The organism is Bacillus cereus group sp. BfR-BA-01316 (assembly GCF_022664195.1).
GTDB lineage: Bacteria > Bacillota > Bacilli > Bacillales > Bacillaceae_G > Bacillus_A.
The window spans coordinates 249,762-262,527 of the sequence record NZ_JAKUGX010000001.1; the positions used below are offsets into that span (position 1 = coordinate 249,762).

Here is a 12,766-nt window from a genome sequence, read left to right on the forward strand (position 1 = left end):
GATAAGACGTTAATTTTCCGGTTAACGGTCTTTCTTAATCAAGAAGTGTAACAACAGCGATTCAAATAAATTTTAGCATTTTTTAAATGGGTGTGCGCATGCAATTATGCATATTGTAATTAGAGGGAAATTGAATGTGAAAAATGAATGAGTAAATATATATAGAATATTTGATGAGGAGCGAAAGGAATGGAAATTCATAAATTAACAGAAGAAGAAGCGAATGAGATAAATATGTGGACGTATGAGGAACCGTACAATTTATATAGTTTTTCAGGAGAGGCTGAAGTAATAGAAGAGTTACTAGATGGGACGTATTACGGTTGTTGCGGAGAGAATGGAGAATTCATCGGCTATTTTTGCTTTGGAGAAAATGCACAAGTGCCAGGGGGAAGAGATGCCAATTTATATGTGAGAGAAGATGTTGTAGATATCGGACTTGGAATGAAGCCGGATTTAACCGGGAAAGGGATGGGGGAAATATTTTTTCAAGCGGGAATAGCATTTGCTACTGAGGAATTGAATTCGAAAATGTTTCGACTGAGTGTAGCGACATTCAATAAGAGAGCGATTAGGCTATATAAAAACATTGGATTTCAAGTAGGACCTCTTTTTTTGAGCCGTGGAAGAGAGTTCATGCTTATGGAATATGAAAGGCCGTCAGTATGAAACTGACGGCCTAGATACGTTACTCTGAATGCTCAGCACGGTGCGCTAAACGGCTTGAAGCAGCGGCAGCGATTCCGCCAACGATATCATCAAGGAATGTGTGCACCTTTCCAGTTGATTTATCATTTAAGTATTCTAAAATACCTGGTTTTAATTTATCGATATATCCAAAGTTCGTGAAACCGATAGAACCGTACACGTTAACGATTGAAAGTGCGATGACTTCATCGATTCCATATAGTCCTTCATCGCGTTTTACGATATCTTGTAACGGCTCACTTAACATTCCTTTTTCAGCAAGGACATCAAGTTCAATGCCTGTAATAAGTGCGTTTTGTACTTCTCGTTTTGATAGTACACGCTCAACGTTATAGCGACATTCTGACATCTCTAAATTTGAATGGTATTTCTTTTGAAGAAAATGAACAAGTTCAGCAATATCGTCAATTGTTACACCGCGTTCTTGTAATAGTTGTAATGCTCTTTCTTGTAGTTGATTTGACTTTTTCATGTTTATCACCTTTTTTTCTTTTTAGTATTTGTATACGTTTCGTTGCTTTATCATGTGCATAGGAATGAAAGGCGAGCACAAGCTCATATATATAAAGAAAAACCATAGGTGGCGACTGCGATGATTCAGCATATTTATGAGCATTATCACATACATGTTAAAGAATTAATCCCCCTTGGCCCCTATAAAAGCTTTTGGATTCGCAATAAAATTTATGTACTTGTTCCAATTGGAGAAATGGAGGAAGAAGTACTTGTAGAGATGAAAAAGCTCAGTGATTATATGAATCAGCAAGGGGATATAACTGTTGCGACTTTCGTTCCGACTATACACGGCTACCATGTAAGTGAGATAGAAGAAAAAAATTACTGCTTATTAAAAGGTATGCGTATGTTAGAGCGACATGCTACATCATTAGGAAGCGAGCTTTCTATATTCCATAAACGTGGCGCATTCTTTCCAGAAGAAGTTGAGCAATTAAGCCGCATTGGTGAATGGAAAGCATTATGGGAAAAAAGGCTCGACCAATTAGAAAGGTTTTGGCAATCGCAAGTGATGAACCATCCTTCAGACGTATTCGATCAATTGTTTATTGAATCCTTCCCGTATTACTTAGGAGTTGCAGAAAATGCAATTCAATATGTTGTCGATACAGAAATGGATGATACACCGCAAATAACTGACGCAGCAACAATTTGCCAAGAACGATTTACACCTTTATTATGGCATCAAACGAAGCGCTTAAAACTTCCTTTTGATTGGGTATATGATCACCCAAGTAGGGATATAGCAGAATGTATTCGCTATATGATGATAGAAAAAAAGACAGATTGGGAGCAAACGGTAGTTCAATTCATTACAGATTATGAACGTAATTATTCGCTCTCTTCATTTGGTTGGCGCTTATTATTCGCAAGGCTTCTGTTCCCGCTTCACTACTTTGAAACGGTTGAACGATATTATCAAACAGGAAACGAAGAACAAAAAGGCATATATAGAGCTCGTTTAGAAATCATTTTACATGATGTGAAGCGCACTGAGCAATTTATGAATCATTTTTACGAGTCATTTCGTTTACCTATTGATAAGTTAGGCATTAGGAAATTAGATTGGCTATCTTAAAAGTATAAAAAAGAGGCCAATTGAGGTCTCTTTTTTATACCACAATAGATACCCGTGTCTATCTTTATATAATAAGAAGCTATGCTCCTACTTTTTGATCTGTACATATAGTTAAAATAATGTGGTGTCTTTCAATTTTTTCATTTACCTTTTTTAATAATTCTTGTTGTATTTCTTTAAATAAAAATTGATAGCTCGTATTCCATGTCGGTATAACGGGTGAAAGAATTAATAAATATTCTTTTTTCTGTTCTAATTCTTGAATTGTTACAAAAGTACTCCCTATTTTTGGCATACGTCGTCCCCCTATGTTTTTCGCTTTATATGTGTGAACGATTCACTATATATTAATTATTGCATTTCTTGAGAAGGATTTCCAATTTTGTTTTATGATGTTAATAGTGTAGGGGAGTATGTATTGTTTGCGTACAAAAAAAGAGACCAAATTTGGTCTCTTTTTTAGAAGTAGCTTTGAACGAGCCGCTTCTGCTTTTAATATTATCCAGCTCTGGTGGCTAGCTCTTCGTGTCTAAGAACCTTCCGCATAAGAAGGCAAAAAGCGCCTTCTATGCGAAAGAACCTTAGCCAATCAGAGCTGAACGAGCCACCGCCGCTTTTAATTTAAAATACTTGTTCTACTTCAATAACGCCTGGTACTTCTTCAAGTAGTGCGCGTTCGATACCAGCTTTTAGTGTGATTGTAGAACTTGGGCAGCTTCCACATGCACCCATAAGGCGTAGTTTTACGATACCTTCTTCAATATCTACTAATTCAACGTCACCGCCATCACGAAGTAAGAACGGACGTAATTTATCTAATACTTCTAGTACTTGTTCTTGCATATTTGGGTTTTCCATTTTTATCGACTCCTTTCATCAGTTTTATTATAATCAAGATAGAGGGGAAAATCTATTTTTTCTCTTCTTGTTTTATTGTCGAAATATTGTATCATGTTTACAACGTGTTTTTTCAGTATAGGGGTATAGAATAAATTTGTAAAATGATGTGCTTATGCAATAAGACATCTGAATATACTGTTAGAACGAGAAGTGGGGGAGAAAAAATGGTTAATGTTCAAGTGTATGGGACGAAAGTAATTTGTGCGAGCTGCGTTGGAATGCCATCTTCAACAGAAACGTTTGAGTGGTTACAAGCGGCGATTGGTCGTAAATATGAAGGACAAGAAAATAAATTTAATTTTGAGTATATTGATTTTCAAGAAGAACAAGAAGATGAGGATAAAAAAGCATTCGCAGAGCGAGTAGTGGAGGAAGATTTATTTTATCCAGTCGTTCTTGTGAATGGAGAAATTGTTGGAGAAGGAAATCCTCGTTTGAAGGATGTTTACGAAGAAATCGAGAAATATTTATAAAGCATGAAGCCTTTGCGAATTTGCAGAGGCTTTTTTTAATGGAGGGATAGATGTGGAGAGTGGAATAAAACATGCTTTACCAGAAGAAGTAAAGCAATTAATGGGGCAGTACATAGTAGAATTAAAAGAAATCTTCTTAGATAAAAAAATAGTCGGGGTATATATTTACGGATCAATCGCGCTAGGAGCATTTCATATAGAAACGAGCGATGTTGACTTTGTTACGGTAATAAGTGATTCCGTGAATGAAGTTGAAAAACAGCAAATTATAGAACTGCATAAAAAAATTAGGAAAAGTACGTTAGGTAAAAGAATGGACGGTATGTATATTCCGCTTGCTGACTTAGGGAAATACAATCATGAAATGAATGAGTACGTGTATTGTGCAGATGGTAAGGCTAATATTGGTCATTGGGATATTAACGCGGTCACATGGTGGACATTGAAAAACCAAGGCATTACAGTTATCGGGAAAGAAGCAGAAGACCTTCCCTTTCAAATAGAATGGGACGATGTAGTAAATACAATGAAATATAACGTAGAACATTACTGGAGTGAAAAAGTGAAGCGTCCCTATTTATTTTTCATAGAAGAATGGGTGGAATCAGCTGTCGTTACGATGGGACGTATTTTATATACGCTAGATTATAAAACAATCGTTTCAAAAGATAGAGGATTGCAATATATGTTGGAACTTTACTCTCATGAGTGGGAGCCTTTATTCAGAGAAGTAGAGCGAATGCGGCATAATCCAGAAGAAAAGCGAAGGCTCTCTAGTTGGAGACGGGCTGATATGACGAAGAGGTACTTACTTCATTTAATTGAGACGTGTAGAGAGAAATGGTAGAAAAGGCTTTACACGTACTGTGTAGGGGAAAGATAATAGAAAAAATATGTGCATAGGAGAAGAGAATGGGAAAATATAAATTACATATAGATAAAGAGCAACTATGGAAAGGATGCATTTTAAAGTCAATTGCAGATGCAATTTTTGTAGCACATGCTCCTGATTTTTTACATGAAAGTTCATGGGATGGATTTAACTATAGTATGCAAGATAGTCAAGGCGGACGAGGGACGATTACTTTTCATCCGAAATACACGATCGTATGTCTTCAAGATGTGAATAGTGAGAGAATTGAAGAGTGGATTGATGCGGCAAATTATTTTGAAGGGGCACCTTCGGAAGTGATAGAAATTGCTAAAGAAGAAGCACTTCAATACGTATTAGAAGAAGTAGAAGGCGAAACAGTTCCTTTCATTACAACAGCATTTTGGATTGATGATAACGGTGCATATTCAATCGATTCATTTGAAGAGATGGAAGAACACGGTGGATTCTTATTAGAAATCCCATTACTTGATACGGAATCAGCAATTGAAAGATTGGAAGAAGAGTATGAACTGACAGAGGAACAAATAGAGCTTTTACAATTAGTATATGAGAGAAAAATCCAAAATCCAAACGAGGAAATTATGTTGTCTAAAGAAGAGGTAGCGATGATTGGAACGGATGGTAGCGAAGGGTTGGAAGTGAGTAAGGAGTCATTTGAAGAAATGAATATTACTTGGGCGTTGTAGGAGAGGTATAAAAGGCGACTAAGTATATAGAACTGTGATAAAGGACTAGTAGAAAGCACAATGTAAAATTACATTGCGTTTTCTATTAGTTTTCTCATATACATATCAATTTCATGAAAGAATACTGTTTCTCTTTCCTCATTATTAAGATGCACAGAGCAATATAAATATTGCTGTAAGTAGTGATTAGCTTGTTCGTACTGTTTTAAGTTGTAGAGAGGTAATCTGGAATATGGATAGTTTCATGTGAAACATTATGCAATAGATTGTTCTTTTTGATGTTTATAGGTTCTATTCTTGTTTGTAGAATACAATCGAATATTGAAATGTATGTCTTTTTTTTCTTAAACCCAAGTGATTTTAAAGCAGCGTGTAAATTTATAATGAAATCTTGCACCAGTGTGTACTCCTTTAGAGAGAGGTTTACTCTTCATCATAATCGTACGTAGTTAAGTTTTGTAAGAAGCTTTCAAAGTTAGGTGCTAATTCAATAATTTCCTCCAATTCATTATCGATAAATATAACTGAAGGATTTTTAGCTACATTTCGATAATCTAATGCAATCCACGTATGTCCGTCACCAGATAAAAGCACGATATTCTCAGGCATGTCCCATTCCTGAATTAAATATTGGCTATCTAAAATGCTAGATTCATTTTCATTAAAAGAAATGCCATATAAGCCGGAAACATTAACGTGATCGTCTGCCCAAGAATTTGGCTCTGAAGTAGGGTGAGCATCTAATCGAAGAGTTCCTCCATTTTGTTCTTTTAGAAGATTTATGTACGATTCTGGGAGCTTTACGTTCAGTACTTCTTCTGCTTTTTTTATTAGTTCGTCGTTAATAGGGGCTAATTTTAAATAATCATCTTCTGTCCAAACTGTAGACTTCATATTTGGTCACCTCAAGTAATAGTTTTAGGAATCTTATTTCATATATTATAGTTAGTTTAAATGACGAGCAATAGAAAGAGGAACAAAATATGGATATATCTGAATACCTTGATCACGTAAATTCTAAAGAAGACTTGTTGAAGTTTCTTGTATATCTTCAAAAGGATTTTAAAGAGAATAAAGATGAATGGGAGAATATAGAGGTAGAGACTTATTTAGAGGCATTAAATGGTTGGTTAGGTGATTGTGAAGGTGCTTATATAAATCAAGGGGAGAAGCTTCCAGAAAATATACCGTGGAAGTTTATCCCGCATTAACGGGCAGTAGGACTCCCACCTCAAAATTCGGCGAATGTGAGGGAGTTAGGTGGGAGATCAACTGCCCGTAAAAGCCCGATTGGTTCAACTAATAATCAGTGGGGATGAACAAAACCCCCACTGATTAAAGTTTCACTTTATTGCCCAAATGTTGCTTGCAGCAGCTTATTATGAATAAAGTTAGATTTTTTAAAGATAGAATGGAGAAAATATTATGATTAACCATAATAAAATTAAACAACTTTTAGCATATGTAGATCGTGCTGGGGATAATGAAATTGAGTTAGAGTATGAATTTGAACCAATGACAATAGAATTATTTAATAGTGAAGAAATAGAAGAAGGGCAACTTGGTTATAGTTTTGACAATGAAGGGCAAAGCTTAGTTGGGAATGAAGAAGGAGATTGGCAAGAAGGATGGATTGTAATTGGGATAGATTCGTATCTTGGGGACCCAATCTTTGTAGATAGTAATGATGAGAATTGTCCAGTTTATACCGCTATGCACGGTGAGGGAGATTGGGAGCCGGAATGTATAGCGGAACGTATAGAAGATGTTATTGAGAAAGTGAAGGGTAATTTGGAGCAGTTGTGTAAGTAGAAATATGTTTGAAATAGTAGAAAGCTAATTTGTGAAGTTTCCTAAGTCGAGATTTTAGGTTTGGTCATATCACAATAGTAATTTATATAATAGGAGGAGGGTGTGTCAAAATGATTTTGGGACATCCTTTTTTGCGAATACACAAGATGTTTAACATAGTGTATTAAATGCCTTATATATGAGTATTCTAATATATTTAATAGTAAAATGGAATAAGAAACGGGTAATTGTCGGAATGTATTCGATTTTCGTTCATTTTTATGAAATATAACTATTTTTTGTTAGATTCCTTCTTTTTATAGATATACAATAAAGTTATATAGAAATAAGAGAAGGATGATGTACGTGAGGGACACAGTTTTACAAGAAACAATTTCTCCACAAGAATTACATAAAGTTGTTCAAAAGAATACAGCTTATTATGACTTTAAATGGGGCAAAGTAAAAAATCCAGGAAAAGAGAATACATGGAATTGGGTAGCCTTTTTCTTCCCATCTTTTTGGTTAGCTCATCGTAAAATGTATAAGTTATTTATTATACTTACATTATTGTCGGTACCTAGTATATTGGTAACTCCTTTTATAGACATTCCAGATGGAATTTATTTATCATTTAGTTTAGTTCTTCAATTAGGAATTATGATATTTACTGGATGGCAAGGAAACCGTTTATATTATAAGCACGCTGTTCGTATTTTACATAAGGCAGAAGATATGCCTGATCATGAGAAGGCGTATTACTTACAATCAAAGGGTGGCGCTAGTTTTGTTGGTATGATTGGTTTACAAGTTATAGTGGGGATAGTGTTTGGCGGTGCTATGTTCGGACTCTCCCTTTTACCAACTGAGCCGAATATTAAAAATGTTGTTCGTTCAAGTGATGAAGGATTTACTTTAGAGGTTATGACTGATAATCCAACTTGGAAGTTTGTAAAGAAAGAAAAGGATTATGACGTAGTAGAGTTTACTGGTTATGACTATACAGAGAAGAAAAACGTAAAAATTAAATTTGCTGTTTATTTCAGTGAAGATTATTTTGAATGGCAAGAAGTATATGAAAATAATAAGAAGTTAAGTGAAGAAGAATTAGAAGAGTATCAAATTTACATTGAAGAAAATAGTTGGGGTTTCTAGAGAGAACTCGTTAATTTTGAAAAGAAGGACCTTGTGAAGGTTCTTCTTTTATTTATTGGGGAAGACATAAAAAACGGCATACTAATTGAAATTTTGTAAAATACAATAAAAAATGAGAATTTGAGGTAGGCTTGTCAATAACGTGAGACTATGGCAGTATAAAGAAATGCTATACAAATTTTATTTATCGACATGTAAAAATTCGATTTGATTTTTACGTATAAATAATGAACGGAGGAAATGAATTTATGGCTACTTTACCAAATTGTCCAAAATGTAATTCAGAATATGCGTATGAGGATGGCGTTCTTTTCGTATGTCCAGAATGTGCTCATGAGTGGGGCAAAGAAGCGGAAGCTGAAAATAATGACGGTGCAAAAGTTGTAAAAGATGCGAACGGAAACGTTCTTCAAGATGGCGATGCTGTTACTGTAATTAAAGATTTAAAAGTAAAAGGAACTTCTTCAGTTGTAAAGATTGGTACGAAAGTAAAGAGTATTCGTCTAGTCGAGGGAGATCACGATATTGATTGTAAAATTGACGGTTTCGGAGCTATGAAGTTAAAATCACAGTTCGTTAAGAAGGCGTAAGTAAAAGAGGAGGCGAGTAGCCTCCTCTTTTTATTGTCAATTTTTTTCGGTAAATCGATATTTCGTATAGAATCGTTGATATAATTTCATTTACCTCGGCGCGCAACACTTAGTTTATGATTGTACTTCAACTTCTTTCAACTGACACCTTTTATTAAAGAACGTTTTATACCCAAGCTGTAAGAAGATAATAACAGAGAAAGCTGTACTTCCAGAAATACCAAGTATAATCGCAATTTGATATTGAATAGCTGTAAATGGTGATACACCGGATAAAATTTGACCAGTCATCATGCCCGGAAGACTTATAATCCCCATTCCGACCATAGAATTGATTGTTGGTAAAATAGCAGAATCAAAAGCGTCCCGTATGAGCGGGGCAGCTGCTTGTTTTGGAGTTGCCCCGAGCATAAGTGCACCTTCGATATGATCTCTTTGTGATTTCATACTGTTTAAAAAGGTGTTTGCCCCGAGGCAAATACCTGTCATAGCATTACCGATTAACATGCCGGCAATAGGAACGATATATTGCGGAGCATACCAAGGATCGTGTCCGATAATGACAAAGATAAATAAGAGTAGTGGCCCAATTGACCCAGCAATCATGGAAATGGCAGCAACTCTTTTTAATTCTTTTGACATAGGAAGATTTATTCGTTTATAAATGTTGAAAATCGCAAATGTAGTAATAGAAGTAATGAGAGCTATTGTATAAAACGGATTACTATTTTCAAATATGTATGTAAGAACATATGCAACTAGTACAAGTTGAATCGTCATACGTAATGTAGCAATTGTAATTTGTTTCTCACGCGGTATTCCTTTTAATTTCACAAGCCCGATTAAAATAAGGATGAAAATATATGCAGCTGCAAGTTGCCAAATTTGTAGTTCAATAACGCCCTTCAATTGATAGCACTTCCTTTCTAGTTGCACCGTTTGTTTTACTAATTTCAATAATATCATCTGCAATTTCTTCTGGAAGTTGTTGTGAGTGTGTAATGAAGATAACTGTTTTTTTCTTTTCTCTTGCGAGTATAGTAAATTGTTTCATAACGCGGCGTTCTGTATCACCATCTAGTGCCGAAGTTGGTTCATCTAATAAATAGACGGGCGGATCCATTAGTATAATGCGAGCGAAAGCGAGTCTTTGTTTTTCACCACCTGATAAAGAGGAGGCGTTATCTTCTAATTTTTTATCTAGGCTAACAGTCGTTAATGCGTCCCGCAGGGCATCGTCATTTGGAAATGGCTTTTCAGAAAATCGAAGTCCCATTAATAAATTATCTTTAATTGTTCCATCAAAAATAGGCGGAGTTTGTCCGAGCATGACAACTTCACGGCGTAATTGAATGGGAGGATAATCTAAAATAGATTTTCCGTTATATTCAATTGTGCCAGATGTTGGTGATTGTAAATCGTTTAACATACGAAGTAATGTGCTTTTTCCGCTACCACTTTCACCGATAATACAAGTTATTTTTTCTTGTTGAATTTGTAAGTAAGGAATGTGTAGAATATCCTTATATATGATGTCTTTTAATATAAACATAAATTGCTCCTTTCTGATTCTAGTTATATCGTATCAAAAAGAGAGAAAAATAGAAAAATAAAATCTATTTAGAAGGAACATCTTTTTTCTTTGTTTGCAGGATTAGATCGTCTTGAGACGGAAGTATTTAGCTTCGTTAATAAGTTTAGCAAACGATCTAAGTCTTGACTAAGAGAAATGACTTTATCGTGAGAAAATCCATATTTTTCAACGAGGTGGATTAATTCTTTCTTTTTCACTTCTATTCGATTATTTAGTTTTGTTAAGTTCATAAGTGAAATGAAATGCCTCCTATTATGTGTAGTATTTATAGCATAAAAAATAAGACCGAACGCATTCGGTCCTAAAGAAAATAATAAAATGAAATAACTCTTACATATAGCATACACTTTTCATCGGTAGTTTTTAATATTAAAATGGAAAAATTTTGTGAATCTATATTGAGAAAGTTATTTTTTAAAAAAATGAATAGAAAAAGGCTGTCTACTATGTAGACAGCCTTTAAAGTATTAACCGTTATGATATTTGTACATCCAAAGAAGACCGGATTTTAATAATCTCGGTACACGTCCCATTAATGGTTGGTTTGCTAGTAAACCAAATCCGTGTTTTTTGCCGAGAGAACCGAGAACACCTTTTAATTTAATAACAGGCAGTTCATCAGGAAGTGGTTCATTATTCCAACGTTTTAATAATATTTGGACAATTTGCTCTCCTTGACCTTCAGCGAGTTGAGCAGATGGTGCGTGTGGAAGTGCTGCACAATCTCCTACGACATAAACGTGCTCGTTATTTGGAATATTGTGATATTTTGTTAAAACAACCCGTCCGCTACCATCTTGTTCAACTGGAAGGTTTCGAACAATTTCATTTGCTTGAATACCAGCTGTCCATACGATTGCATCACATTCAAGTGGTTCATCATGGTTGTATACAATATTTGGTTCCACTTTGGTAATATTAGAGTTTCGTATAATGGTAACGTTATGTTTTATAAACCATTCTTCTACATATCTACTTAATTTCTCTGGATATGGGAATAAAATTCTATCTTTTCTATCAAATAAATAGATTTTTAAATCAGAACGGCTCTCACGAAGTTCACTTGCTACTTCAACGCCACTTAAGCCAGCTCCAACGACAGCTACTGTTGCATTTGGTTCTAAGCTATTTAATTGTTCATATGTCTTACGTGTTTGTTCAATTGATTGTAGGCTATGTGTATATTCCTTCGCCCCAGGAACGTTATGATATTTATCTTCACAGCCAAGTCCGATAATTAAATCATCATATTGGATTGTTTCACCTCCATCGAGATGAACGGCTTTCGTTTCAAGATCAATATTTGTGATTGTGCCGTATTGAATATTAAGACGTGGGTGCTCAGGAAACGGTATGCGAATATGTGTTTCTGAAATTGTACCCGCCACTAATGCATAATATTCAGTTTTGAAGCAATGATATGGTACTTTGTCGATTAATGTCACTTGTACATCATCTGGAAGTTGGTTGCTTGGAAGTAGCCGCTGCAGAATTCTCATTCCACCGTAGCCACCACCCAGTATTACGAGGTGTTTCATGATGGATTACCCCTTTTCTGTTGAAATATCCCCTAATCATACAATTTTATATTAATAAAATATTTCGACTTTACTCAATCAAATTATATCGAATTTGTGAACAAATAACAATGCATGAATGAATACTCTGTTGTACAATAAGAAGAAAAGTAAAGTAAACTGTTTTCATTTTCTAGTTACTATTTACTATTTCATTATGAGTAGAATGTTATATAAAGAAGACTATCTATTGTGAAGTGAAATAGTGAAGTAACTAAATAGTTTAGAATATATAACGAAAACAACAAGAAACAGCTTAGTTTTCTTCTTATAAATAAAGTGGAATGGTAACAAGTAGAGAGGGTTACTTATCCGTTTCGCAAATTAGGTATGCACTTCATACTTGCTAAAGTAAATGGTAAATTGTTTAGAGATACAGGGGGGAGAGTTTTGATTAAACCATTAATCGAATTTTGTGTAGGTAACCTTGCAAGCGGTTCGCAAGCGGCTTTAGAAAAATTAGAAAAAGATCCTAATTTAGACGTAATGGAATATGGTTGTTTAGGATATTGTGGTATCTGTTTTGAAGGTCCATTTGCACTTGTAAATGGTGAAGTTGTACAAGGTGCAACAGTAGAAGAACTTGTAAATAATGTATATGATTATTTGGATGAAAATCCAATGTTTTAAAGCGTTGCAAACAGGCAACGTTTTTCTTTTTTTCATTTATCCCGCTATTTGTGGGCAGTAAGACTCCCACCTCAAAATTCAGCTGAAGCAAAGAAGTTAGGTGGGAGTCGGGCTGCCCGTAAAAGCCCGATTGGTGAAGGCTAATAATCAGTGGGGGATGAACACCCCCCCCA

The 12,766-nt window shown here is 35.0% G+C and carries 18 protein-coding genes and 1 pseudogene; 10 read left to right on the forward strand and 9 right to left on the reverse strand.

All coding sequences use genetic code 11. The annotated features are described in order from the left end of the window. The first annotated feature begins 189 nt into the window (after positions 1–189). The gene (locus MR071_RS01285) at positions 190–669 is read left to right on the forward strand and encodes a GNAT family N-acetyltransferase (RefSeq protein WP_105585489.1); all 480 of its coding nucleotides are present in this window, start codon (positions 190–192) and stop codon (positions 667–669) included. A 19-nt stretch (positions 670–688) separates the two neighbouring features. Here MR071_RS01285 and MR071_RS01290 read toward each other — a convergent pair whose 3' ends face one another. Continuing rightward, positions 689–1,180, reverse strand: a complete 492-nt coding sequence (locus MR071_RS01290; protein WP_242234673.1) for a phosphatidylglycerophosphatase A family protein — start codon at positions 1,178–1,180, stop codon at positions 689–691. Positions 1,181–1,300: 120 nt separating this feature from the next. Between MR071_RS01290 and yutH the strand changes: the two genes are divergently transcribed. Then, complete coding sequence (gene yutH, locus MR071_RS01295) at positions 1,301–2,302, forward strand: spore coat putative kinase YutH (RefSeq protein WP_105585487.1); 1,002 nt, start codon at positions 1,301–1,303, stop codon at positions 2,300–2,302. A 79-nt stretch (positions 2,303–2,381) separates the two neighbouring features. On the opposite strand, the gene MR071_RS01300 is transcribed toward yutH, so the two are convergent. Together MR071_RS01300 and MR071_RS01305 are read right to left on the reverse strand one after the other, a co-directional pair. Beyond that, positions 2,382–2,597 (reverse strand): carbonic anhydrase, encoded by a 216-nt coding sequence (locus MR071_RS01300; RefSeq protein ID WP_105585486.1) that lies wholly within the window; start codon positions 2,595–2,597, stop codon positions 2,382–2,384. Positions 2,598–2,923: 326 nt separating this feature from the next. Further along, positions 2,924–3,160, reverse strand: a complete 237-nt coding sequence (locus tag MR071_RS01305; protein WP_000431179.1) for a NifU family protein — start codon at positions 3,158–3,160, stop codon at positions 2,924–2,926. Between the two features lie 206 nt (positions 3,161–3,366). Here MR071_RS01305 and MR071_RS01310 point away from each other — a divergent pair, with 206 nt between their 5' ends. The 3 genes from MR071_RS01310 to MR071_RS01320 all read left to right on the forward strand — a co-directional run bounded on the left by MR071_RS01310 (position 3,367) and on the right by MR071_RS01320 (position 5,256). Further along, on the forward strand, positions 3,367–3,675 hold the full coding sequence (locus MR071_RS01310; protein WP_000248590.1) for a YuzD family protein: 309 nt from the start codon (positions 3,367–3,369) through the stop codon (positions 3,673–3,675). Between the two features lie 52 nt (positions 3,676–3,727). Further along, complete coding sequence (locus MR071_RS01315; RefSeq protein ID WP_105585485.1) at positions 3,728–4,522, forward strand: nucleotidyltransferase domain-containing protein; 795 nt, start codon at positions 3,728–3,730, stop codon at positions 4,520–4,522. 65 nt (positions 4,523–4,587) lie between these two features. Further along, the gene (locus tag MR071_RS01320) at positions 4,588–5,256 is read left to right on the forward strand and encodes a hypothetical protein (protein ID WP_105585484.1); all 669 of its coding nucleotides are present in this window, start codon (positions 4,588–4,590) and stop codon (positions 5,254–5,256) included. A gap of 68 nt (positions 5,257–5,324) precedes the next feature. Here the strand turns inward: MR071_RS01320 and MR071_RS01325 are convergent. Continuing rightward, positions 5,325–5,693 (reverse strand): annotated as a pseudogene (locus MR071_RS01325) (hypothetical protein). Further along, positions 5,680–6,150 carry an SMI1/KNR4 family protein gene (locus MR071_RS01330; protein WP_105585482.1) on the reverse strand — a complete coding sequence of 157 codons (471 nt, stop codon included), beginning with the start codon at positions 6,148–6,150 and terminating at the stop codon, positions 5,680–5,682. Before MR071_RS01330 ends, MR071_RS01325 begins: the two are co-directional and overlap by 14 nt. 89 nt (positions 6,151–6,239) lie before the next feature. Between MR071_RS01330 and MR071_RS01335 the strand changes: the two genes are divergently transcribed. From MR071_RS01335 to phnA, 4 genes are all read left to right on the forward strand, one after another. Continuing rightward, positions 6,240–6,467: a DUF7660 family protein gene (locus tag MR071_RS01335; protein WP_105585481.1), complete on the forward strand. Its 228-nt coding sequence runs from the start codon at positions 6,240–6,242 to the stop codon at positions 6,465–6,467. A gap of 214 nt (positions 6,468–6,681) precedes the next feature. Further along, a complete protein-coding gene (locus tag MR071_RS01340; protein WP_242234675.1) occupies positions 6,682–7,068 on the forward strand; it encodes a hypothetical protein in 387 nt (128 codons plus the stop codon). A 339-nt stretch (positions 7,069–7,407) separates the two neighbouring features. Then, positions 7,408–8,202 (forward strand): DUF2628 domain-containing protein, encoded by a 795-nt coding sequence (locus MR071_RS01345; RefSeq protein ID WP_105585479.1) that lies wholly within the window; start codon positions 7,408–7,410, stop codon positions 8,200–8,202. A 248-nt stretch (positions 8,203–8,450) separates the two neighbouring features. Continuing rightward, positions 8,451–8,792 (forward strand): alkylphosphonate utilization operon protein PhnA, encoded by a 342-nt coding sequence (phnA, locus tag MR071_RS01350; protein WP_105585478.1) that lies wholly within the window; start codon positions 8,451–8,453, stop codon positions 8,790–8,792. Between the two features lie 114 nt (positions 8,793–8,906). Here the strand turns inward: phnA and MR071_RS01355 are convergent, their stop codons facing one another. From MR071_RS01355 to MR071_RS01370, 4 genes are all read right to left on the reverse strand, one after another. After that, positions 8,907–9,701 carry an ABC transporter permease gene (locus MR071_RS01355; protein ID WP_002089330.1) on the reverse strand — a complete coding sequence of 265 codons (795 nt, stop codon included), beginning with the start codon at positions 9,699–9,701 and terminating at the stop codon, positions 8,907–8,909. Continuing rightward, entirely contained in the window at positions 9,685–10,344 is a 660-nt protein-coding gene (locus tag MR071_RS01360) for an ABC transporter ATP-binding protein (RefSeq protein ID WP_105585477.1), read from the reverse strand. The genes MR071_RS01355 and MR071_RS01360 overlap by 17 nt, the downstream gene beginning before the upstream one ends. A 68-nt stretch (positions 10,345–10,412) precedes the next feature. Next, positions 10,413–10,616, reverse strand: coding sequence for an aspartyl-phosphate phosphatase Spo0E family protein (locus MR071_RS01365; RefSeq protein ID WP_142395814.1), 204 nt, complete (start codon positions 10,614–10,616; stop codon positions 10,413–10,415). Positions 10,617–10,853: 237 nt separating this feature from the next. Beyond that, positions 10,854–11,924: an NAD(P)/FAD-dependent oxidoreductase gene (locus MR071_RS01370; RefSeq protein ID WP_105585476.1), complete on the reverse strand. Its 1,071-nt coding sequence runs from the start codon at positions 11,922–11,924 to the stop codon at positions 10,854–10,856. Between the two features lie 429 nt (positions 11,925–12,353). Between MR071_RS01370 and MR071_RS01375 the strand changes: the two genes are divergently transcribed. Next, positions 12,354–12,593, forward strand: coding sequence for a YuzB family protein (locus tag MR071_RS01375; protein ID WP_000595025.1), 240 nt, complete (start codon positions 12,354–12,356; stop codon positions 12,591–12,593). Positions 12,594–12,766: the final 173 nt, after the last annotated feature.